The following is a 22,525-nucleotide window of genomic DNA, read 5'->3' on the forward strand; positions in this document are numbered from 1 at the left end:
ACCCTTGGGTCCCATGAGCACTCTCGAGCCCGATCGCGGGGCAGGTACGGGCACCCTCGTCGAGCCGACGCCGCAGTTGTCCCACGGCGACGGCGACCACGAGCGCTACGCGCACTACGTCCAGAAGGACAAGATCATGGCGAGTGCCCTCGACGGCACTCCCGTGGTGGCACTGTGCGGCAAGGTCTGGGTACCGGGGCGCGACCCCAAGAAGTACCCGGTCTGCCCGATGTGCAAGGAGATCTACGACTCCATGGGCTCCGGCGGGGACAAGGACAAGGACAAGGGCGGCAAGGGCAAGTAGTCCGGACCGCCGGCAGTCGGGGACGGCCCCCGGCGTGCGCACTTCGGTGCGCGCGCCGGGGGCCGTTCGCGTTGCGCAGGGTGCTTCGGCTGGTCACAGAGTGGTGGAGACCTCTTGTCGTGGTCTTCGGTCGGCCCCTAACCTCACGGCTGTTGTGCAGTGCGAAACGTCCGTTGCATATGTTGCAACGGCTGTGTGGAGGGGACCGCCGTGAAGACTCCTGCCCGAATCGCCGTACCCATCGCTCTCCTGACCCTGGCCGCCTGCGCCCCGCAGACCTCGGGCGGCGCGGCAGGCACCGACGACAAGAGCGGCACCCTGCGCGTCTGGCTCTTCCAGGAAGTCGCCAACAAGCCCAAGGAACAGGTCGTCGACCAGGCCGTCGCCGCCTTCGAGAAGCGCCACGAGGGCGCCAAGGTCGAGGTCGAGTACATCCCCGTCGAGACCCGCGCCCAGCGTGTCAAGGCCGCCTTCAACGACCCGAAGTCCGCGCCCGACCTCATCGAGTACGGCAACACCGACACCGCCGGATACGTCAAGGACGGCGGACTCGCCGACATCACCGCCGAGTTCGGCGCCTGGGACGAGGCCAAGGACACCGACCCCACCGCCAGGTCCTCCGTCACGGTCGGCGGCAAGGTCTACGGCGCCCCGCTCTTCGTCGGCGTCCGCGCGCTCTACTACCGCACCGACGTCTTCTCCGGGCTCGGCCTGAGCGCCCCCAAGACCCAGGACGAGCTCGTCGCCACCGCCAAGAAGATCCGCAAGGCCAGGCCCGAGCTCTACGGCATGGCCGTCGGCGGCGCCTACACCTACGGCGCCATGCCCTTCATCTGGGCCAACGGCGGCGAACTCGCCACCGGCACGGGCGCCCAGGGCGACCCGTACAAGTCCGCCGTCAACAGCGAAGCCGCCCGCAAGGGCATCGCCGCGTACGCCTCGCTCTTCGGCGACGACAACTGCCCGGCCGCCAAGTGCGCCCAGATGGGCGGCAACGCGACCGTCACCGCCTTCGCCTCCGGCAAGGCCGCCATGGCCGTCGGCGGCGACTTCAGCCACGCCGCCGTCGAGGCCGGCACCGTCAAGGGCAAGTACGCCGTCGTGCCGCTGCCCGGCACCACCCCCGGCTCCATCGCCCCCGCCTTCGCCGGCGGCAACAACATCGGCGTCCTCAAGAGCACCTCCCACCGCACCCTCGCCGTCGACCTCATGAAGTCGCTCACCGGCAAGGAGACCCAGGGCCGCCTCTTCGACGCCATGGGCTTCCTGCCCACGTACACCGACGTCCGGCAGCAGGCGGCGGCCAGGGAACCCTTCGTGAAGCCCTTCATCGACTCCCTCGGCGCCGGAGCCAAGTTCGTCCCCGCCTCGGCGGGCTGGGGCCAGATCGACGCCTCCCTCGTGCTCCCCACGATGTTCCAGGAGGTCGTCAGCGGCCGGAAGGACGTCAAGGCCGCCTCCGACGACGCCGCCAAGAAGATGGACGCGGCCTTCGCGGCGGCGGGCTGAGGCCGGGACACGCACGATGACCACGGCACCCCGCACCAAGGAAGCCGCGCCCGCGCCCGGTCGTAACGGTCCGCGGCTCCCCGGCCCCCGCCGCGCCGCGGACCCGCCCCGGCGGACCCCCCGCCGCCGGGGCGGCCCCGCCTGGACCCCCTGGCTCTATCTGCTCCCCGCACTCGTCGTCCTCGGCGGGCTGCTCGTCTACCCCATCTACCAGCTCGGCCTGATCTCCTTCCTGGAGTACACCCAGGCCCAGGTCAGCGGCGGCGAACCCACCACTTTCCAGGGCCTCGGCAACTACCAGGAGCTCTTCGCCGACCCCCAGTTCTGGCAGGTCCTGCTCGCCACCGTCCTGTTCGCCGCCGCCTGCGTGGTCGCCACCCTCGCCGTCGGCTGCGCCCTCGCGGTCCTGCTCACCCGGATCCGCGCGCTGCCCCGGCTCGCCCTGATGCTGGCCGCGCTCGGCGCCTGGGCCACCCCCGCCGTCACCGGCTCCACCGTCTGGGTCTTCCTCTTCGACCCCGACTACGGACCGGTCAACCGGCTCCTCGGCCTCGGCGACTTCTCCTGGACCTACGGGCGCTACAGCGCCTTCGCCCTCGTCCTGTTCGAGGTCGTCTGGTGCTCGTTCCCCTTCGTGATGGTCACGGTCTACGCCGGCATCAAGGCCATCCCGTCCGAGGTCCTGGAGGCCGCCGCCCTCGACGGCGCCTCGCAGTGGCGCGTCTGGCGCTCCGTCACGGCGCCGATGCTCCGGCCGATCCTCGTCGTCGTCACGATCCAGTCGATCATCTGGGACTTCAAGGTCTTCACCCAGATCTACGTGATGACGGGCGGCGGCGGCATCGCCGGGCAGAACCTCGTCCTCAACGTGTACGCGTACCAGAAGGCCTTCGCCTCCTCCCAGTACAGCCTGGGATCCGCCATCGGCGTGGTCATGCTGCTGATCCTGCTGACCGTGACCCTGGTGTACCTGCGCCTGCTGCGACGACAGGGGGAAGAACTGTGAGCTCCGCCGGATTCCGTATCCGTTTCCGTGGCGGCGTCCGTGCCGGGGTCCGTCGCCCCGGGCGGCTCGTGGCCGAGGGCGTGGCCCTGCTCGTCGCGGCCGTCGTGGCCTTCCCGCTGTACTGGATGGTCCTCTCCGCCTTCAAGCCGGCCGGGGAGATCCAGTCCACCGAACCCCGGCCGTGGACGCTCTCCCCGTCCCTGGACTCCTTCCGCCGGGTCTTCGAGCAGCAGGAGTTCGGGCGCTACTTCCTCAACTCGCTGATCGTCGCGGGCACGGTCGTGCTTGCCTCCGCCGTCATCGCCTTCCTCGCGGCGACCGCCGTCACCCGGTTCCGGTTCCGTTTCCGGACCACGCTGCTGATCATGTTCCTGGTCGCGCAGATGGTCCCGATCGAGGCGCTGACGATCCCGCTGTTCTTCCTCATGCGGGACTTCGGGCAGCTCAACACCCTGGGCTCGCTGATCCTCCCGCACATCGCCTTCTCGCTGCCGTTCGCGATCTGGATGCTCCGCGGCTTCGTCAAGGCCGTGCCGGAGGCGCTGGAGGAGCAGGCGATGATCGACGGCGCGAGCCGCACCCGCTTCCTGTGGCAGATCCTCTTCCCGCTGGTCTTCCCCGGGCTCGTGGCGACCAGCGTCTTCTCGTTCATCTCGACCTGGAACGACTTCCTCTTCGCCAAGTCGTTCCTCATCAGCGACACCTCGCAGTCGACCCTCCCGATGGCGCTGCTCGTCTTCTTCAAGCCCGACGAGAACGACTGGGGAGGAATCATGGCCGGGTCGACCGTGATGACGATCCCGGTGCTCGTCTTCTTCGTACTCGTACAGCGCCGCCTGGTCTCGGGCCTTGGCGGGGCGGTGAAGGACTAGGGAGTGACGTGATGACTTTCGAACTGGACCTGATCCCCGAACCGCTGCGGACCGAGCGCCGCGCCGAGGCGCCGGGGGACGCGGCCCTCGACGAGCGCACGCGCCTCGACGAGCGCACGACCGTGGACGCGGGGCCCGGCACGCACGACACCGCGCGGTGGCTGCGCGCGACGCTGGGCGCGGCCACCGGGCTGCCCCTCGCCGACGGCGCGGGACCGCACGCGATCCGGCTGCGGATCAGCGCGGACGTGGAGCGGGAGTACGGGCCCGAGGGGTATCGGCTGTCGATCGGTGGCTCCGGCGCGGCCTCCGCCGTCGTCATCGAAGGCGGTGGCCCCGCCGGGCTGTTCTGGGGAGCCCAGACCCTCCGCCAGCTCCTCGGTCCCGAGGCGCACCGGCGCGCCCGCGTGGCCCCCGCCGGGCACGAGTGGGCCCTGCCCGTGGTCACCGTCGCCGACGCCCCCCGCTTCCGCTGGCGCGGCCTCATGCTCGACGTGGCCCGCCACTTCATGCCCAAGGACGACGTGCTGCGGCAGCTGGACCTGATGGCCGCCCACAAGCTGAACGTCCTCCACCTCCACCTCACCGACGACCAGGGCTGGCGCATCGAGATCAAGCGCCACCCGAGGCTCACCGAGACCGGGTCCTGGCGGGCCCGGAGCAAGTGGGGGCACCGGGCGTCACCGCTGTGGAACGAGACCCCGCACGGCGGCTTCTACACCCAGGACGACATCCGCGAGATCGTCGCCTACGCCGCCGCCCGGCATATCTCGGTCGTCCCCGAGATCGACGTCCCGGGCCACTCGCAGGCCGCCATCGCCGCGTACCCGGAACTGGGCAACACCGACGTCATCGACACCACCACCCTCTCCGTCTGGGACACCTGGGGAGTCACTCCGAACGTACTCGCCCCCACTGACAACGTCCTGCGCTTCTACGAGGGCGTCTTCGAAGAGGTGCTCGACCTCTTCCCGGCCGAGGTCTCGCCCTTCGTGCACATCGGCGGCGACGAGTGCCCCAAGGAGCAGTGGAAGGCCTCGGCCGCCGCCCAGGCCCGGATCAAGGAGCTCGGCGTCGGCGACGAGGACGGCCTCCAGTCCTGGTTCGTCCGCCACTTCGACCGCTGGCTCGCCGACCGGGGCCGCCGCCTCATCGGCTGGGACGAGATCCTGGAGGGCGGCCTCGCCCCCGGCGCGGCCGTCTCGTCCTGGCGCGGCTACGCGGGCGGGATCACCGCCGCCGAGGCCGGCCACGACGTGGTGATGTGCCCCGAGCAGCAGGTGTACCTGGACCACCGTCAGGCGCCCGGCGAGGACGAGCCGATGCCCATCGGATACGTACGGACCCTGGCGGACGTCTACCGCTTCGAGCCCGTCCCGCCGGGCCTCGCGCCCGAGGCCGCCGCCCACATCCTGGGAACCCAGGCCAACGTGTGGACCGAGGTGATGGAGAACCGGGCCCGCGTCGACTACCAGACCTACCCGCGCCTCGCCGCCTTCGCCGAGGTCGCCTGGTCCCGGCTGCCCGCTCCCGAGGCGCGCGATCACGCCGACTTCGAGCGGCGGATGACCGCCCACTACCGGCGTCTGGACGCCCTCGGCGTGGACTACCGCCCGCCCGCCGGACCGCGCCCCTGGCAGCGCCGCCCCGGCATCCTGGGCCGTCCCATCGAGGGGGCACCCCCGAACGTGTGAGGCACCTATCGCCCCGACGTCACCCAAGAGCGGCAAAAGGGAAGTTACCGTCGCTCGGGAGGATCCCCGCACGTCCTGGACGGAACCGCCCTTCGCGGACCCTCGCGACGTACGGCCCGGAAGATGTGCCAGAGTTGCCACGTCCAGGCCGTGAGCACGTACGGTACGGCCACACAGGCGCGACAGCCGGGACGGTCGGGGATCACCGGGACACCGGGAAGGGGCAGCGGGTTGACCACGCACGCACCACAGACGGCACCACGGGCGGCGCGGTCCGTGACGCTGCCCGTCTCGCTGGACGAGGCCGTGGCGGCGCTCACGGCCATGCCGGCCGCCGTCCCCGTGGCCGGCGGCACCGACCTGATGGCCGCCGTCAACCGCGGCCGGCTGCGCCCCGCGGGCCTGGTCGGCCTCAGCCGGATCAACGAGATCCGCGGCTGGCAGTACCAGGACGGCCACGCCCTGCTCGGCGCCGGTCTCACCCACGCCCGGATGGGCCGCCCCGACTTCGCGGCCCTCATCCCCGCCCTGGCGGCCGCGTCGCGCGTCGCGGGCCCGCCCCAGATCCGTAACGCCGGCACGCTCGGCGGCAACATCGTGACCGCGGCGCCCACCGGCGACTCGCTGCCGGTGCTGGCCGCCCTGGAGGCCGAGCTGGTCGTCGTCGGCCCGCTCGGCAGCCGCGAGCTGCCGGTGAGCCACCTGCTGGCCGGCCGGGACCTGCTGGCCCCCGGCGAGCTGGTCGCCTTCGTGCGCGTACCGCTGCTGCACGCCCCCCAGGTCTTCCTCAAGGCCACCGGCCGCACCGGCCCGGCCCGCGCCACCGCCTCCGTCGCCGTCGTCCTCGACCCGGCGCGCCGCGGGGTGCGCTGCGCGGTCGGCGCCGTCGCGCCGATGCCGCTGCGGCCGCTGGAGGCCGAGCAGTGGATCGCCTCGCTGGTGGACTGGGACGGCGACCGGGGGGTGGCCCCGGAGGCGCTGGCGGCGTTCGGCGACTACGTGGCCGCCGCGTGCATCCCGGACCCGCAGGGCGGCGAGCAGTTGCCCCCGGCCGTACTGCATCTGCGGCGCACGGTCGCCGCGCTGGCCCGACGGGCACTGGGGAGGGCGCTGGCATGAGCGACGAGACACGGCACGACGGCGGCGGTACGGGCGGCTGGCAGCCGATCCCGCAGAGCGAGGGCTACGACGGCGACGCCACGGCGTTCGTGCAGCTGCCGCCCGAGTTCATGCTGGAGGGCGTCCCGCTGGAGGCGCCGGGCCACGGCTACGTGCCCCCGATGATCACCCCCCTGGTGCCCCTGGTGCCGCCTCCGGGACAGCCCGCCTTCCAGGAGGCGCAGGCGCTCCAGGACACGCAGACGTTCCAGGTCCTGCCGCAGGAGCCGCTGGAGCCGCAGGAACAGACCGGTTCGTGGACGATCCCGACGATCGAGGACGGTCCGGACGTCCTGGACGACTCGGGCGAGTACACGGCGGCGCGGCTCGCGGAGTACGCGAGCGGGGCACCGGCGACGCTGCCCGGTGGGGCGGCGGCGCCTTGGGCGGTGGAGGCCGTCGAGGCCCCGGTGGAGGTCTCTGCCGAGGCGGAGCCGCTGGTGGAGCCGGAGCCGACCCCGGAGCCGACCCCGGAGCCGACCCCGGAGCCGACCCCGGAGCCGACCCCGGAACCGACTCCGGCGCCGGAGGTCGAAGCCGCCCCCGTCGACATGTCGACGGACAGCGACGAACACCCCACCACCTCGTACAAGCTCCGCGTCAACGGCGCCGACCGCCCGGTCACGGACTCGTGGATCGGCGAGTCGCTGCTGTACGTGCTGCGCGAGCGCCTCGGTCTCGCCGGGGCGAAGGACGGCTGCTCGCAGGGCGAGTGCGGCGCGTGCAACGTGCAGGTGGACGGCCGTCTGGTCGCGTCCTGCCTGGTGCCGGCGGCGACGGCCGAGGGGGCCGAGGTGCGGACGGTCGAGGGCCTCGCGGTGGACGGGGAACCGTCCGACGTGCAGCGGGCGCTCGCGAAGTGCGGGGTGCAGTGCGGTTTCTGCATCCCGGGCATGGCGATGACCGTGCACGACCTGCTGGAGGGCAACCACGCCCCGAACGAGCTGGAGACCCGGCAGGCGCTCTGCGGCAACCTCTGCCGCTGCTCGGGCTACCGCGGTGTGCTCGACGCCGTACAGGAAGTCGTCAGCGGGCGTGCGGCGGCGGCCGAGGCGGAGGCGGAGGCGGGCGAGGAGGCGGCCCGTATCCCGCACCAGATTCCCCACCCGTACGACGGAGGCACGGCGTGAGCAGCGAAACGACCACGGAGCCGGCGGGCCACGGGCTCGGCATCGGCATCGGCGTCTCGCTCCCGCAGGCCGACGCGCGGGCGAAGACCGAGGGCACCTTCCCGTACGCCTCCGACCTGTGGGCCGAGGGCCTGCTGTGGGCGGCGATCCTGCGTTCGCCGCACCCGCACGCCCGGATCGTGTCGATCGACACGACGGCCGCGGCGGAGATGCCCGGGGTACGGGCGGTGGTGACCCACGCCGACGTGCCGGGCGCGGCGACGTACGGCCGGAAGGTGGCCGACCGCCCGGTGTTCGCCGCCGAGCTGGTACGCCATCACGGCGAGGCGATCGCGGCGGTGGCCGCCGACCACCCGGACACGGCGAGGCTCGCGGCGGCGGCCATCGCGGTCGAATACGAGGTGCTGGAGCCGGTCACGGACCCGGAGAAGGCGTTCGCGGCGCCGCCGCTGCACCCGGACGGCAACCTGATCCGGCACATCCCGCTGAGCTTCGGCGAGCAGGAGGCGACCGGCGAGATCGTCGTCGAGGGCCTGTACCGGATCGGCCGGCAGGACACCGCGCCCATCGGGGCCGAGGCGGCGCTGGCGGTGCCGCGCCCGGACGGCGGCGTGGAGCTGTACACGGCGTCGACCGACCCGCACACCGACCGTGACCTGGCGGCGGCCTGCTTCGGGCTGCCGCCGGAGCAGGTCAAGCTGGTCGTGACGGGCGTGCCGGGAGCGACCGGCGACCGCGAGGACCCCGGTTTCCAGATCCCGCTGGGCCTGCTGGCGCTGCGCACGGGCTGCCCGGTCAAACTCACCGCGACCCGCGAGGAGTCGTTCCTCGGCCACGCCCACCGCCACCCCACCCTCCTCCGCTACCGCCACCACGCGGACGCGGAGGGCCGGCTGGTGAAGGTGGAGGCGCAGATCCTGCTGGACGCGGGCGCCTACGCGGACTCGTCGTCGGAGTCGCTGGCGGCGGCGGTGTCGTTCGCGTGCGGCCCGTACGTGGTGCCGCACGCCTTCGTCGAGGGCTGGGCGGTGCGTACGAACAACCCGCCGTCGGGCCATGTGCGGGGCGAGGGCGCGATGCAGGTGTGCGCGGCGTACGAGGCGCAGATGGACAAGCTGGCGGCGCGGGTGGGCGTCGACGGCGCGGAGATCCGCATGCGCAACGTCCTGGCCACGGGCGACATCCTCCCGACCGGCCAGACAGTCACCTGCCCGGCCCCGGTAGCCGAACTCCTCTCCTCCGTACGCGACTTCCCCCTCCCCCCCCTCCCCATGGACTCCCCGGAGGAGGACTGGCTGCTGCCCGGCGGCCCGGACGGCGCGGGGGAGCCGGGCGCGGTACGGCGGGGCGTCGGCTACGCGCTGGGCATGGTGCACATGCTGGGGGCGGAGGGGACGGACGAGGTCTCGACGGCCACGGTCCGGGTCCACGACGGGGTGGCGACGGTCATCTGCGCGGCGGTGGACACGGGTTCCGGCTTCACGACCCTGGCCCGCCAGATCGTCCAGGAGACCCTGGGCATCGAAGAGGTCCACGTGGCCCCCGTCGACACGGACCAGCCCCCGGCGGGCCCGGCCACGCACGGCCGCCACACATGGGTGTCGGGCGGGGCGGTGGAGCGGGCGGCGAAGATGGTCCGCACCCAGCTCCTCCAGCCGCTGGCCCACAAGTTCGGCATGTCGACCGAGCTGCTCCAGATCACCGACGGCAAGATCACCTCGTACGACGGCGTCCTCTCGACCACGGTCATGGAGGCGATGGACGGCAAGGAACTCTGGGCCACCGCCCAGTGCCGCCCGCACCCGACGGAGCCCCTCGACGAGTCGGGCCAGGGCGACGCCTTCGTGGGCCTCGCCTTCTGCGCGATCCGCGCGGTGGTGGACGTGGACGTGGAGATCGGCACGGTCCGGGTGGTGGAGATGGCCGTCGCCCAGGACGTCGGCCGCATCCTCAACCCCGCCCAGCTGGCCACCCGTATCGAGGCCGGCATCACCCAGGGCGTCGGCGCGGCCCTCACCGAGAACCTCCGCACCTCCCGCGGCCTGGTCCGCCACCCCGACCTGACCGGCTACGCCCTCCCGACCTCGCTGGACGCCCCGGACATTCGCATCGTGAAACTCGTCGAAGAACGCGACGTCGTAGCCCCCTTCGGCGCCAAACCCGCCAGCGCCGTCCCGGTCGTCACCTCCCCAGCAGCAGTGGCCTCAGCAGTCCGCGCAGCCACCGGCCGCCCCGTCAACCGCTTGCCGATCAGGCCGCAGGCGGCGGTCATCACCGGTTGAGGCGGCCTCTGCTCCACTAGTGGGGGGCGACGGAACTGCTGAGAGCCGACGCAGGGGGCTGTTGATGCTGACGTACGACAACGTGATGCAAGCGCCGCTCGCCAAACTGAAGAGCGCCGTCGACCACTGGTCCGAGATGAGAACCAGACTCGACAGGCTGGCCGAGGACGCCCGGACGACCATGGCAGCCAAGGCCAAGGACGACTACTGGCGAGGCATGAACGCTGAGGTCACCAAGCCGTTCGTGGACAAGACAGCCAAGGAGTTCGCCGACGCAGCGAAGGCCGCCGGAGGCATTCACGGGATCCTGCGGGAGGGCTACGAGGCCTTCAAGAAGGCGCAGGGCGACCTCAGGAAGATCGTCGACACGGAGGCGCCGGCACAGGGGCTGCGGGTGACGCAGAGCGGGGTTGTCGCGGTGCTGGACCCGATCGGTGGAATGAATGACGCCGAGTTGCGTCGCGATCCCGACTACCTCGCCCTGATCCGCAAGGAGGAGGAAGCCGTCGGGGCGATGCAACAGAGGATCGACGCGATCATCGAGACGTGCGACGACGCCGACGTGGCCTGCTCCAACGCGCTCAAGGCCAATGTCACCGGAGACAAGCACAACTTCAGTGCTCCGAGATACGGCAGTCTGGACGCCGAGGAGGCACAACGCGCACTCGACCTGGCGAAGAAGGGTCGGGAGATCTCGCACGATGAACTCGACCGTCTCAACGAGCTCCTGGCGGACAACAGTTCCTCGAAGGCGTTCGCCCGGGCTTTCTACGACGGACTCGGCCCCAAGGGGTCGCTCGAGTTCTTCGGGCAGCTCTCGATGGACACCTACGAGCACGGTCAGCTCGATGAACAGCGCTTGAGCGACGTACGGGAGCTTCAGCGCAACCTCGGCCTCAACCTGGCGCAGGCGACTCAGGGAGGCGACGGATGGGCCGACCAGTGGTCCTCCGAGATGCGAAAGCTCGGTGCCGAACGCATTCCCTTGGCCAGGAACGACTACAACGCGCCCTTCGGGTACCAGTTGCTCGGCGGAATCCTGCGATACGGCAACTACGACTCGAAGTTCCTCGTCCCGATTGCCGAGCACGTGGCGCAGCTCCACGCCAAGGACCCGAAGATGTTCGCGGCCAGCAAGAGCTTCGGAGGGCTCCACCACGATCCCTTCAACCCCTCGGGGGCGAACGGCGCCGGATACGACCCGATGGTGCCGGTGCTGGAGGCGCTCGGGCACAGTCCGCGGGCGGCGAAAGAGTTCTTCTCGACGGACGCGACGTCGTACGAGAGGGATGGGGCCAAGGGAGGTGACTTCACGCTCGGCAAGTATCCCGACGGAAGCGCGAAGACGTATCTGAGCCTCTTCACCGACGAGAAGTACGCGTTCTTTCCCGACGTCGACGGGCAGCACCCCGACGAGGCGAAGAAGGCCCGGGATTTCATGCCCGACGCTCTGGGGCACGCACTGGAGTCGGCCACGCTCGGACACGCCTGGGACGACTCTGATCCGAAGCTGGTCCGAGACGCGACGAGCGCTGGAATCATGCGGGAGGTGGTCGACACCTACGGAAACGCCAAGTTCTTGAAGGAGCACCACTCCGCGCTGGCCGACAGTCTGGGGACGATGGCCGCCGGCTACATCGACGACCTCAACTGGTCCTTGTCGGAGAACGTGGGGCGTACGGTCTTCGGACCGCGTGGGACGGAACAGGAACTGTTGCAGGGGCACCCCGACTTCGGCCAGAAGGGCGCCATCGCGTTTCTCAGCGCCTTGGGGCAGCACCCTGACGCCTACGCGACGGTCTCCGCCGCGGAGCGGGTCTACGTCACCAGCGTGCTGGAGCGCGAACTTGGCGAGCACGGCCGCCTCGTAGAGGGGCGCGGCCAGGCGGCCGTATCCACTGGCGCCATGATGCAGGGGCTGTTGGACCACGCCAGGGGGAGTCAGATCGAGGCCGAAGGGCTGAAGGTCCAGGAGGACTACGAGAAGGCGCAGGAAGCGCGTGGCGCGTGGATCGAGTTCGGCACCACGGCGGCCATCGCAGCAGGCGTCGCGTTCCTCCCGGCGACAGCGGCGGTCGCCGGCGCGGCGGCCATCGTCGTGCCGCTTGCCGTCGACACTGGCACCGGGGCCATGGAGACGCTGGCCGGACAGGTGATCGGTGACTGGTCGGACAAGTCCGTAGAGGATCACAAGGGTGATGTCGAGGAGAAGATCCGGGAAGACCAGAGTGCTCACTACGCCCAGGGCAAAGCCAGTGCCGATGCGCCGTTGAACAGGTTCGTCACGTACCACCGAAGCATGGTGGACGAAACGCTGGAGCAGCATCTGGCCGACTCCCGGAACAGCGGATACGACCATGGCTACCTGTACTACGAGAGGCAGGGCAAGCTCCCTCAGACGGGCGAATCCGATGAAGGGTGACGGAGGCGTGAGGCGCATCTTCAGGATCTCAGCTGCTCTTCTGGCAGCCTCGCTGGTTCTCACGGCCTGCGGTTACGAGGAGGAGCGCCGCCCGAGGGTGACCGCGGAGGAGCAGTGCGACGGCACCGTTTCCGCCGCGGCGGCTCCCGCACTCAGGAGGGCGCTGGCCACGGAGAGATTCTCCGACGTCCCGGCGGGCTGGCTTGCGGGTGCGGCCGCGCAGTTGAAGGCCGACTATCCCTACAGGCGTTCCTCCGTCGGCGTGCCGACCTATTGCGCGGCCTCCGCAGAGAAGGGAAGGAACACCCTCAAGGTGGACTTCGACCTCTACGACGAGCAGGCCCTCGGTGGGGGCCATCTCAGCGATCCCTTCATGTACCCGTACGACTTGGGAGTGGAGGCGTACGCCGGATACCGGCGGGTCTACCTCTACGTCAAGTGCGTCAGCCCTCAGTTGAAGGGTTCGCAACAGGATCCGGCCCGCATCAGAGGCACCCTCCAAGTCGTGAGGTCGACTACCCCGGACACCACCGGCACCCGTGAGGACAACCTCGTCGTGCTGCACTCGGTCATGCTGGCGACGGTCAGGGAGCTGGGCTGTGTGCGCGATGCCGGACTTCCTTCGAAGCCGGTGTTCAAGGCGAAGAAGCCGTCGAGGGTATGGCCGCAGGGACCGATCTGACGGTGTTGTGGCCTATGTCGGTGGCATTCGCATCACGAAAGCCACCCGGGGGAGGCGGACCCGGCGGCCTCGGGGCTCGCCGGGAAGGGCGGCGTCGAGGCCAAGTCGTTATCGCGTGCTTCGCGTTGCTGGTGCAACCCAGAGGTGCGCTCTGTCCGTCGTCTTGACTACCATGAAGTCCTGACTTGTCGAACGGGGAGGCGGCTATGGCGGAGGCGACGGACAGCGGGGGAGCCGTGAACACGGCGCTCTCCCTGATGCCCCTGATGGGCGGCGTCGGTGCGGTGGCGGGAGCGGCCGCGAGCCTGGCAGTCGAGGTGAACGAGCTGGCGCACCTGAAGGACCGTGTGGACGCGCTGCTCACGGGCTTCGAGGGGTCGAACGCCGGCCCGGGCAAGATCGGTGAGGACTGGTTGGAGGAGGCCGCTCTGGCGGGCCCGGGGTTCCATGAGGCGGGCTACCTCTTCTCCAGCTACACCGTCGTCCGGGACGAACTGATCAAGTTCTCCAAGGTGTTGGGACTCCAGATGGAGAGCATGAAGATCGCGATCGATCTCTCCAAGAGCGGGTACGAGAACATCGACGACGACATTCGCAGGCGGATGCGGTCGCTCAACACGCAGATCACCGACCTGCAGGGTCCCGGCGGGAAGAAGAACGCCCAGCACACCACGAGCGGCACCTCCGCGGAGACCCCGCAGACGGACGCGCCCGCGGGCGGCGGCGACGCGCAGGGCGACTATCAGTGATCCACAGGACGGAAACGGGGGAAGAGTCGCATGGGTAACGGGCCCAAAGCGCCTGAGCCGAGATCGACGTCGCTGGAAGGCATGTCGAACGAGCAGCTGCTGGCGATGCTGACTCCCATCCAGCACGCTCGTGCCGAGGCACTCTCGGGCAAGCTCAAGGTCGCGGCGGAGGAGATCACCAAGATCGCCACCTACCTGCGTGCCCGGGCCACCGGCGGTCTCAGCTGGAAGGGTGTGGCGGCGGAGTCGTTCGTCGAGTGGACCGCCGCCACGGCGAGCGCCACGTTCCACCTCGCCACCTACACGCAACTGGCCGGCGAATGCCTGGCGGAGTCGGCCCAGGCCATGGCCCAGGCCAAGAGCGGAGTCGAGGATCTCGCCAAGACGAGCGCCTCGGCGAAGACGGACTACACGAGCGCCCAGCGCGCCCTGAACGCGGCCCGCCATGACCCGGGTGCCGGCAAGACCGAGGTCAAGACGGCGACCGACGACATGAACGCGGCGGCGAGCGCGCGGGAGAAGGCCCGTGTCGAGGCGCTGATGAAGCTGCACTCGCTGGGGCAGACGTACACCTTCACGGGCCAGCGGGTGAACGCCGCGCCGCGTCCGGAGTTCCCGCCGCCGGCGGGGATGGGTGATGCCTGGCGTGAGGGCGACTCATATGTCCAGGTTCCGGGTCGCTCGTCCCGAACCAGCACGTCCTCCACGACCGGTACCACCCAGACCCGTCAGGTCAGCACCGGGCGTACCGAGACGACCACCGACCGTGGCGTCGTGCACAGCACGGTCGGTGGAACGACCGACACCGGGGGCACCGTGCGCCCCACGCCCACGCATGTCGTACCCGAGGTCCCCGCCGACCTGGGGATCGACTCCGTGACGACTCCGCCCGACACCCGGCCCGCTCCCACCACGCCGCCGGGTCCGGGCGCGATGAAGCCCGAGGTGCCGACCTACCCGGGTGGCACCCAGGTGACTCCGCCGCCGTTCATGCCTGGCCCCGGTGGTGGGCCCGGCCAGCTGCCGACCGGCGGCGGCACGGTGAAGGGCGGCGTGTCCGGTATGCGTCCGGGGCCCTTCGGGCCCGGTGGGACGGCCTCGACCCGGATGCCGCGCGAGACCGGCATCGTCGGCGGGCGGCCCGTGCCGCCCACGACCGGTGGCCGGTCCTCGACGGGCATCCCGCGCAGCACGGTGATCGGCAACGAGCAGGCGTACGGCCGCGGCGGAACGGGCCCGCACGCCGGTGGCGGTGGCGGCGGTGGTGGCACCGCGGCCGGTCGCCGACTGGCCATGGAGCAGGGCGGTGTCGTCGGCGGCAAGGCCCAGAAGAGCGGGCAGACCGGCTCTCGTCCGTTCACTCCCGGTGGCACCGGACTCGTGCGCGGCGGCCAGGCGGGGTCCGGGGCAGGCCAGGCCGCGGGACGCGGCGCCGGGATGCACGGTGCCGGAGCTCGTACGGGCGACGACCGCGAAGAGCGTGGTGGCGAGCGTCCCGACTACCTGGTCGAGGACGAGGAGACCTGGCAGCGGGGCAAGCGCCCGATCGTCCCCCCGGTCGTCGACTAACCCCGTAGGCAGAAGGGCACGGAGAAGCAGATGCGAACCAGCAGTGGATGGGCCATGCGGTCCGGCTTCCTGACGGCGTCCGTGATGGCCCTGACACTGCTGGGCATCGGTGCCACCCCAGCGCACGCCGAGTCCGTACGCGATATGCAGTGGCATCTGGATGCCATGGGTGCGGACAAGATGTGGAAGATCAGCAAGGGCGAGGGGGTGATCGTCGCGGTTATCGACTCAGGGGTGAACGACTCCATCGCGGACCTCCGCGGCCAGGTTCTTCCTGGCAAGGACTACTCCCTGATGTCAGGTGACGAGAACAACGATGTCGATGATCACGGCACGGGTATGGCGGCGGTCATCGCCGCCACGGGCGCACGCGGTTCGCTCCAGGGATCGTTCGGGCTGGCACCGGCGTCGAAGGTTCTGCCGATCCGTCTTCCGTACAACCAGGAACGGTTCCAGATGAAGAACCGGGTGACGGATACTTTCGCGCAGAGTGTCGCGAAGGCAATCAGGTACGCGGCGGATTCCCCGGCCAAGATCATCAATATTTCGGCCGGAGACCAGAAGAACGGTCCGGAGCTCGACGCCGCGGTGAAGTACGCCCTGTCGAAGAACAAGCTGGTCTTCGCCGCAGTGGGCAACTCGGCCGACAGGGGTAATGCTGTCGAGTATCCGGCGGCCACGCCAGGTGTCGTCGGCGTCGGGGGTGTCGATGAGAAGGCTGCGTGGTGGCCGAAGTCGGAGACCGGGCCCCAGGTTGACTTGGCTGCCCCGGCAGAGAACATCACTCACGCCTGTTCCAAGAACACGCAGCTGTGCAAGGGACAGGGCACCAGTTCCGCCACCGCCCTGACCTCCGCCTCCGCCGCCCTGATCTGGTCCAAGCACCCCGACTGGACCAACAACCAGGTCCTGCGCGTCATGCTCAACACCGCAGGCAAGCCGAAGAGCGGCAAGGAGCGGACCGACTACCTCGGTTACGGCACCATCCGTCCCCTTCGCGCGCTGACCACTCCCGGCGATCCGGGCCCCGCCGACGTCTACCCGCTGCCTGACCTCGCCGCCGCCGAGGCGTCCGCGTCGCCCTCCGCCTCGGCGAGCGCGTCCGCTGCCCCCGCGCCGTCGCAGGCCGACAGCACTCCACCGCCCGCTGCGGTCCCGGCCGAGGAAGGGGGTGGCACAGGCCTGTGGATCGCCCTCGGTATTGCCGCCGCGGTCCTGGTCGGTGGTGCCGTGACCGCCGTCGTGCTCCGGTCGCGGCGGCGCAGCGCGATGCCGCCGACGCCCCCCATGCCGCCGACCGCCCCGCCCTACGCTCCCTATGGGCCGCCGCCCGGTCCCGGGCAGTCGAGCGGAAGCTGACAGACTGCGGATTGCAGTCGCGTAGGAGCAACGGGGGAGCAGTAGCGTGGCGAGGGCCGTAGCCGGGGATTCTCTTGGTCAACGCGAAGCAACCGCAAATCAATCGACCGGGGGGCGAGTTCTCGCCGTTGTATCGGCTGGTTGTGGACGCCGCGCGGGGCGTGGCGGCGGGTGAAGGGCCGGGATACCGGCTGGACGTGGGCGCGGCGGATGGCGGAGACCGAAATCGGCCGGCGGTCGGCTGAGGGGAGTTCCTCTACCGTCTGAGCCTCACGTCGGCGAATCATCGGCACGGGGGAGACCATGTCGTTCGAGCAGGAATGGGCCACGGCCCGGAGCACCGCCGGGAATCCGGTGAGCATGCGGCTCAACCAGCTGCCGGACGGCCCGGGCAGCAGCGGCAACGCCGACCTGAGCGTCGACCAGGACAAGCTGGGGGCCATCGGCAGCGCGGCCTACGCCCTGCACGGTCGGTTGGTGAAGGACGGCAACCACGCTCGTACGCAGACCACGGAGGCGGCGACGGGGCTGTCGGGAAACGGCTTCCGTACGGGCTCCGCGATGGTGACGGTGCAGGAGACCTGGGGCTCCCAGCTCGGCACCCTGCTCGACGCCTGCGCGAACATCTCGAACCACCTCGACTACAGCGCGGCTTCGCATGCGAAGGAAGAGGCGGACATCAAGGCGGCCCTCACCGCGTCCAAGATCAGCGAGTATCTGAAGTAGGCGGGGAGCAGCCGTGCTGACCTATGACAACGTCTTTCACGCGCCGTTGCACAAGCTGAAGGCCGCGGCGGACGGCTGGTCCGAGATGAAGGGCAAGCTGGGCAAGCTGGCCGAGGACGCCCGTTCGACGATGGCCGCCAAGGCCAAGGACGAGTACTGGCGGGGAGTGAACGCCGAGGTCACGAAGCCGTTCGTGGACAAGACGGCGAAGGAGTTCGAGGACGCGGCGAAGGCGGCCGACGGGATCCACAAGATCCTGCAGGACGGCTACGACGCCTTCAAGAAGGCCAAGGACGACCTCGTGAGGATCGTCGAGTCCGAGGCGCCGGCGCAGGGTCTGGTGGTGAAGAGCAACGGGGCTGTCGAGGCCTCGTACCCTGTGGAGAAGGACGTTGCGGCGCGGCACGACCCCGACTTCCCGGAAGCCCTGCGGAAGGAGCGGGCAGCGATCACGGCCATGCGGCGGCGGATTGATGCCGTCGTCGAGGCGTGTGACGACGCTGACGTTGCCTGTTCTCATGCTCTGAAGGCCAACATCACGGGTGACAAGCACAACTTCAACGCACCGAGATTCACCACCCTCGACGCCGAAGAGGCTGCCAGGGCAGTGGAGTTGGCTCGCAAGGTGACGGGCGAGGGCGGAACGGCTCGCAACATCGAGGCGCTGAAGCAGCTCGAAGAGCTGATGAACGACAACGCTAAGGATCCGGAGTTCTCAACCGCCTTCTATCGCGCTATGGGCCCTGAGGGCGCGCTGGAGTTCTACGCGAAGATGTCGCTGGACTCGACCGGCCTCGGCCCCGCCGGACAGGACCGTGTGCGCATGGTGCACGGCATTCAGGACGACATGGGGTCGATGCTGGGTCTGGCGACTAGCAAGACCACTCCGGGGCACCTCGACGCAGCCTGGTCGACGGCGCTCATGCGGGCGGGCCGTAAGGAGATCGATGTCTCCGGGGTCGCCGGACTGAACACGAAGATCTACGGCTACCAGGCCCTCGGCGCACTGCTCAGGGACGGTACGTACGACCCGGAATTTCTTACCGCCGTCGGCCGGGACATGGTCGCCATGGAACGGGCGAACCCTGACGTGTGGGAGGAGGGGCTGCCGTACAACCAGCAGATGGCGCTGAATCACGACAAGGCGGGCGGTAAGGGCTTCTACCCCCTTACGGGGCTCATGGAGGCCCTGAGCAACAACCCTGACGCCGCTGCGGCCTTCTTCAACGAGCCTGTTCGTGAAGACAGCAACAAGGACGGACTCGTCACCCTCGCCGACGAGAAGATCAGTGGAAAGCTCGGGGAGCGCGCGGGCATGGTGGACTACTTCCTGGACAGGAAGGCGACGGTCGACTGGCACGACACGGTCAAGGGCGGGGAGTCCAGCCCAGGTCGTCAGGCATTGGGGTATGCGCTGGAGGCTGCGGTCTCCGGGCAGGCCGATCCGCATCTCGACAAGTACGGCCATCCTCAACCGCACACCGAGGCCATGGCGAAGGTCTTCGAGCGTGTGGTCGGGAAGGTGGGCGCGTCCCCGGATCTGATGGACGACACGCTCAGCGGCAGCATGGGGCGAATGTCGGCGGAGTACATCGGCGACATCGACGCGGCCTTCGGCTCCGACACCGACGACTTCCGCAAGGACAAGAAGCAGGCACACGCGTCTTTCGACCAAGGTGCTCTGACGCCGTTCGTGGACGCGCTGGGCCGGCACGACGACAGCTACGCGACCGTATCGGCGGCACAGAAGGAGTACACCCAGGGATCGATGCAGCTCAAGGCGTCGGACGGTTCGTTGTCCGACGGGCAGCTCACCGACAGCATCAGGCATATTGCGCAGCGGGACGGCCATGTCAATGGTGTTCTCGCCGGTGGCCGTATCGATGGGGCACTCACCGACCAGTACGAGAAGAATGATCAGTACAACAAGAACCTCGAATTCGGCGGCAGTGCCGCCGGGTTCACCGCGGGAAAGATCTTCGAGGGAGCCGCTCGACGTGCCCCGGTAGTAGGCGAGTTGATCTCCTGGGGGTTCGACGAGGCGCTCAACGCGGAGATCGACGAAGCGAAGAAGGATCCGTATGAGGGATCTGCCGACAAGGTGCGGGATGCGTACATGAACGGCCTGAAGACGTCGGTGCTTCCGATCCAGGAGCAGGTCGACCACCTCACCCTGGCTCCCGGGACGAACCGGGAAATCCTCAAGGACGCCGCGGCGGATGCCGCTAAGAGCGGCTACTCGATCGGCCTCGCTGATCAAGGAAACGCAGGGACGAATCATGGCCGATGACGTCAGTGTGAAGTTCCGGGCGCGTCGCGTGCGCATGCCGTTGGCGGTCGCCGCGACCGCCGTTGCCCTTGCTCTCGGAGCGAGTGCGTGCGGTACCGGAGGAGAGAGCAAGGCCGGGCCGATTCGATTCAACGCGGCGCCGTGCTGGGGCCTCCTTGAGGAGGATGACATCACCTCGATCCTGGAGGAAGGGAAGGCCTTCGAGGTCAAGAGCACGGATCTGGGCAAAGTGGTGAAGGAGCGTCGTACCTCCTTCTGTTCCGGTCTGCAGCGTGGTGGGACGGCCGGCTTCTCCGCCGTTGCGGAATGGCGAGTACAGAATCCATTCAAGAACCCGAATCCCGTGTACGCGTGGGAACCGATCACGACGGCAGAGCCGCAACCCCGGGCCGACTGGGGCGCGGGGGCGGAGACCTGGGGCTGGGGGACTCGCGTAGCCGTGCGGTGCGACGCGGCTCCCGACGTGGGGCTCCAGGACTACTGGAAGAGCCAGAAGTTCCTGTCCGTTCGGGTCACCGGCAAGGTTGCCCCTGGAGTCGAAGCACAGCAGGGGGAGAGGGCCATCGCCGATATGGCCATCAAGCTGACGCGGGAGCTGGCGAGGAAGGTCGGCTGTACGAACGACCTTCACCTGCCTGCATCCGCCTGATCCGCCTGATCCGACTGGGCTGACTCGGGCCGGCCGGCGCTCAGAACGTCGGCAAGGCCGCCACCTTGCCCTTGCTGATGAGGAAGACGCGGTTGCCCTTGGCTGTCATCGCCCAGGGGCCCGTGTTGTCGCGTTCGTAGGTCCAGAGGCGTCTGCCCTCTGGGATGGAGAGGCCTGAGATGCCGGATTCGCCGTTGGCGCTTTCCACGGTCCAGACGCAGTCGCCCTGGATGACCGGGGGCTGAAGGTCGGGGAAGTCGCCGTTCAGGTCGGCGTACCAGAAGTCGGGGCTGCTGCCGTCCTTCGCGAAGCGGCGGACGGCGCGGCCCTGGGTCGCGGTGACGCCGGTGGCGTCCACCGCCGGTGGGCCCCAGGTGCCCTGGGGGCTGGGGTCGATCGACCAGAGGCGCTTGCCGGTGGTCAGGGTGACGGCGGTGAGGGTGCGGCCGCCGAGGTAGACCGTGCCGTCGTCGATCGCGGGCTGGAGGGTCTCCGAGGCCTGGCCGCGGATCTCCCAGGCGCGGCGCCCGGTCGCCCTGGCGTACGCGGTGACGGTGCCGTCGGTGCCGGAGATGACCAGGTGGTCGGTGCCGGCGGCGGCCAGGGGGCCCCTGGTGTTCGTGACGCCCTCGGTGGACGCGACCGTCCAGCGGATCGTGCGGCCGGCGACGTCGACGGCCCGCAGCGCGCCCTTGGTCGTGAGGAGATAGACCGTGTCGGGGGTCGCGGCCAGGAGGAAGGCCGCCTCCGCGGTCGGCAGCGACCAACTCCGCCGGCTCGTCGACGCGTCGTGGACCACCAGGTGGCCCGAGGGGCTCGCCGCGGCGAACTCCGTGCGAGTGAGGGGGAGTTGGCGGGCGACCTTGGAGATGTCCGGCAAGGTCCACTTCGTCGACCCGTCGACCACCTTCAGGGCCGTCAGGCCACCGTTCCGGTCCGGGAAGACCACCACGTCACGCAGGGCCACGGGGGGCGGGAGCGGGCCGCTGGCCGCCGCGTCGACCGGGCCCCACAGGGGCGTGGGGCGGATGCCCGCGTTCGCCCGGTCCAGAAGCCGGGCCTCCGGGGCGTCGCCCGCCGGCGGGAGGGTGTTCTCCTGACTGTTGCCGAGCCACCAGGCGGTGCCCCCGCCGCCGGCCAGGAGGAGGGCGCCGCCCCCGCCCCAGGCCGCGAGGACCCGGCGCCGGCTCGGAGCCGGCGCGCCCGCCACGACGGTCGAGGCGGCCGCCTTCGCCTGGCGCCGTACCTCGGTCTCCCTGCGCTCCACCTCCTCTTGCAGCGGCCCCCGTCGCCACACGTCACGGGCCTTGCGGCGGTCCGGAAGGAAGGCGTGCGTCACCTGCTCCGGCGTCGGACGGAACTCGGGTTCGCGGGCCAGGCAGGGGGCGATCAGCTGATGCAGGGCGGGCGGCAGCGCGGCCAGGTCCGGCTGCCCGTGCACCACCGCGTACTGCACGGCCGCCACATGCGCCCCGTCGTACGCGCGCCGTCCCGTCGCCGCGTACACCAGCACCGCGCCCAACGAGAAGACGTCCGCCGCCCCGGTGACCCGCCCGCCGAGCACCTGCTCGGGCGCGCCGTAGCCGGGGGTCACCGGGATCTGGCCGGTCGTGGTCAGGGTGAGGCCGTGCTCGGGGCGCGCGATGCCGAAGTCGATGACCCGCGGACCGTCGGACGTGAGCACGATGTTGGGCGGCTTGATGTCGCGGTGGATCAGACCCGCCGCGTGGATGTCCCTCAGCGTCTCGCCGAGCGCCGCCGCCAGCGCCCGTACGGTCGCTTCGTCGAACGGTCCGTACCGCGTCACCGCCTGGTCGAGCGTGGGCCCGGCCAGGTACTCGGTCGCGATCCACGGCCGGCCGCCCTCCATCTGCGCGTCGAGCACCCGCGCCACGCCACGGCTCCGCACCGCCTGCGCCGTGTGCGCCTCGCGTACGAAACGCTGGGCGAGGTTCTGGTCGTGGGCGAGTTCGGGGCGCAGCACCTTCACGGCGGCCGGGCGTCCGTCGGCCGCCGCCGCGAGGTAGACCTTGCCCATGCCGCCCTCGCCCAGCACACCGAGCAGCCGGTACGGCCCGAGGCGCAGCGGGTCGCCGAAGCCAAGGGGGTTCATCGGTGTCTTCA

General features: G+C 70.1%; 17 protein-coding genes. 16 read left to right on the top strand and 1 reads right to left on the bottom strand.

All coding sequences use genetic code 11. The features are described from left to right. The first annotated feature begins 13 nt into the window (after window positions 1-13). The 16 genes from ABTZ54_RS15330 to ABTZ54_RS15405 all read left to right on the top strand — a co-directional run bounded on the left by ABTZ54_RS15330 (window position 14) and on the right by ABTZ54_RS15405 (window position 20,401). Window positions 14-304 (top strand): DUF3039 domain-containing protein, encoded by a 291-nt coding sequence (locus ABTZ54_RS15330; protein ID WP_351662586.1) that lies wholly within the window; start codon window positions 14-16, stop codon window positions 302-304. A 210-nt stretch (window positions 305-514) separates the two neighbouring features. Further along, window positions 515-1,813, top strand: a complete 1,299-nt coding sequence (locus tag ABTZ54_RS15335) for an extracellular solute-binding protein (RefSeq protein WP_351662605.1) — start codon at window positions 515-517, stop codon at window positions 1,811-1,813. 16 nt (window positions 1,814-1,829) lie between these two features. Continuing rightward, entirely contained in the window at window positions 1,830-2,819 is a 990-nt protein-coding gene (locus tag ABTZ54_RS15340) for a carbohydrate ABC transporter permease (protein ID WP_351662608.1), read from the top strand. Further along, window positions 2,816-3,691: a carbohydrate ABC transporter permease gene (locus ABTZ54_RS15345; RefSeq protein WP_351662611.1), complete on the top strand. Its 876-nt coding sequence runs from the start codon at window positions 2,816-2,818 to the stop codon at window positions 3,689-3,691. The genes ABTZ54_RS15340 and ABTZ54_RS15345 overlap by 4 nt, the downstream gene beginning before the upstream one ends. Window positions 3,692-3,702: 11 nt before the next feature. Then, window positions 3,703-5,385: a beta-N-acetylhexosaminidase gene (locus ABTZ54_RS15350; protein WP_351662614.1), complete on the top strand. Its 1,683-nt coding sequence runs from the start codon at window positions 3,703-3,705 to the stop codon at window positions 5,383-5,385. 231 nt (window positions 5,386-5,616) lie between these two features. Then, window positions 5,617-6,504: an FAD binding domain-containing protein gene (locus ABTZ54_RS15355; RefSeq protein WP_351662617.1), complete on the top strand. Its 888-nt coding sequence runs from the start codon at window positions 5,617-5,619 to the stop codon at window positions 6,502-6,504. Continuing rightward, window positions 6,501-7,673, top strand: coding sequence for a (2Fe-2S)-binding protein (locus tag ABTZ54_RS15360; RefSeq protein ID WP_351662620.1), 1,173 nt, complete (start codon window positions 6,501-6,503; stop codon window positions 7,671-7,673). Before ABTZ54_RS15355 ends, ABTZ54_RS15360 begins: the two co-directional genes overlap by 4 nt. Continuing rightward, on the top strand, window positions 7,670-9,955 hold the full coding sequence (locus tag ABTZ54_RS15365; protein WP_351662622.1) for a xanthine dehydrogenase family protein molybdopterin-binding subunit: 2,286 nt from the start codon (window positions 7,670-7,672) through the stop codon (window positions 9,953-9,955). Before ABTZ54_RS15360 ends, ABTZ54_RS15365 begins: the two co-directional genes overlap by 4 nt. 64 nt (window positions 9,956-10,019) lie before the next feature. Further along, a complete protein-coding gene (locus tag ABTZ54_RS15370; RefSeq protein ID WP_351662625.1) occupies window positions 10,020-12,377 on the top strand; it encodes a DUF6571 family protein in 2,358 nt (785 codons plus the stop codon). Between the two features lie 7 nt (window positions 12,378-12,384). Further along, a complete protein-coding gene (locus ABTZ54_RS15375) occupies window positions 12,385-13,059 on the top strand; it encodes a hypothetical protein (protein ID WP_351662628.1) in 675 nt (224 codons plus the stop codon). Window positions 13,060-13,265: 206 nt separating this feature from the next. Beyond that, entirely contained in the window at window positions 13,266-13,808 is a 543-nt protein-coding gene (locus ABTZ54_RS15380) for a hypothetical protein (protein WP_351662630.1), read from the top strand. Window positions 13,809-13,889: 81 nt separating this feature from the next. Then, window positions 13,890-15,377, top strand: coding sequence for a hypothetical protein (locus ABTZ54_RS15385; RefSeq protein WP_351662633.1), 1,488 nt, complete (start codon window positions 13,890-13,892; stop codon window positions 15,375-15,377). 30 nt (window positions 15,378-15,407) lie between these two features. After that, window positions 15,408-16,736 (top strand): type VII secretion-associated serine protease mycosin, encoded by a 1,329-nt coding sequence (gene mycP / locus ABTZ54_RS15390; protein WP_351662636.1) that lies wholly within the window; start codon window positions 15,408-15,410, stop codon window positions 16,734-16,736. A gap of 303 nt (window positions 16,737-17,039) precedes the next feature. Further along, the gene (locus ABTZ54_RS15395) at window positions 17,040-17,462 is read left to right on the top strand and encodes a hypothetical protein (RefSeq protein ID WP_351662639.1); all 423 of its coding nucleotides are present in this window, start codon (window positions 17,040-17,042) and stop codon (window positions 17,460-17,462) included. Window positions 17,463-17,475: 13 nt separating this feature from the next. After that, entirely contained in the window at window positions 17,476-19,752 is a 2,277-nt protein-coding gene (locus tag ABTZ54_RS15400; RefSeq protein WP_351662642.1) for a DUF6571 family protein, read from the top strand. After that, window positions 19,742-20,401 (top strand): hypothetical protein, encoded by a 660-nt coding sequence (locus ABTZ54_RS15405; protein ID WP_351662645.1) that lies wholly within the window; start codon window positions 19,742-19,744, stop codon window positions 20,399-20,401. Before ABTZ54_RS15400 ends, ABTZ54_RS15405 begins: the two co-directional genes overlap by 11 nt. Window positions 20,402-20,441: 40 nt before the next feature. On the opposite strand, the gene ABTZ54_RS15410 is transcribed toward ABTZ54_RS15405, so the two are convergent. Further along, window positions 20,442-22,514 (bottom strand): protein kinase domain-containing protein, encoded by a 2,073-nt coding sequence (locus ABTZ54_RS15410; RefSeq protein WP_351662647.1) that lies wholly within the window; start codon window positions 22,512-22,514, stop codon window positions 20,442-20,444. Between the last annotated feature and the right edge of the window lie 11 nt (window positions 22,515-22,525).

It is taken from the genome of Streptomyces sp. NPDC094032 (assembly GCF_040303965.1).
GTDB lineage: Bacteria > Actinomycetota > Actinomycetes > Streptomycetales > Streptomycetaceae > Streptomyces.

What these genes read in the sequence shown, in the direction of transcription:
- ABTZ54_RS15330 (WP_351662586.1), top strand. Translation starts at nt 14, where the DNA reads ATGAGCACTCTCGAGCCCGATCGCGGGGCAGGTACGGGCACCCTCGTC.
- ABTZ54_RS15340 (WP_351662608.1), top strand. Translation starts at nt 1,830, where the DNA reads ATGACCACGGCACCCCGCACCAAGGAAGCCGCGCCCGCGCCCGGTCGT.
- ABTZ54_RS15350 (WP_351662614.1), top strand. Translation starts at nt 3,703, where the DNA reads ATGACTTTCGAACTGGACCTGATCCCCGAACCGCTGCGGACCGAGCGC.
- ABTZ54_RS15360 (WP_351662620.1), top strand. Translation starts at nt 6,501, where the DNA reads ATGAGCGACGAGACACGGCACGACGGCGGCGGTACGGGCGGCTGGCAG.
- ABTZ54_RS15370 (WP_351662625.1), top strand. Translation starts at nt 10,020, where the DNA reads ATGCTGACGTACGACAACGTGATGCAAGCGCCGCTCGCCAAACTGAAG.
- ABTZ54_RS15380 (WP_351662630.1), top strand. Translation starts at nt 13,266, where the DNA reads ATGGCGGAGGCGACGGACAGCGGGGGAGCCGTGAACACGGCGCTCTCC.
- ABTZ54_RS15385 (WP_351662633.1), top strand. Translation starts at nt 13,890, where the DNA reads ATGTCGAACGAGCAGCTGCTGGCGATGCTGACTCCCATCCAGCACGCT.
- mycP (WP_351662636.1), top strand. Translation starts at nt 15,408, where the DNA reads ATGCGAACCAGCAGTGGATGGGCCATGCGGTCCGGCTTCCTGACGGCG.
- ABTZ54_RS15395 (WP_351662639.1), top strand. Translation starts at nt 17,040, where the DNA reads ATGTCGTTCGAGCAGGAATGGGCCACGGCCCGGAGCACCGCCGGGAAT.
- ABTZ54_RS15405 (WP_351662645.1), top strand. Translation starts at nt 19,742, where the DNA reads ATGGCCGATGACGTCAGTGTGAAGTTCCGGGCGCGTCGCGTGCGCATG.
- ABTZ54_RS15410 (WP_351662647.1), bottom strand. Translation starts at nt 22,514, where the DNA reads ATGAACCCCCTTGGCTTCGGCGACCCGCTGCGCCTCGGGCCGTACCGG.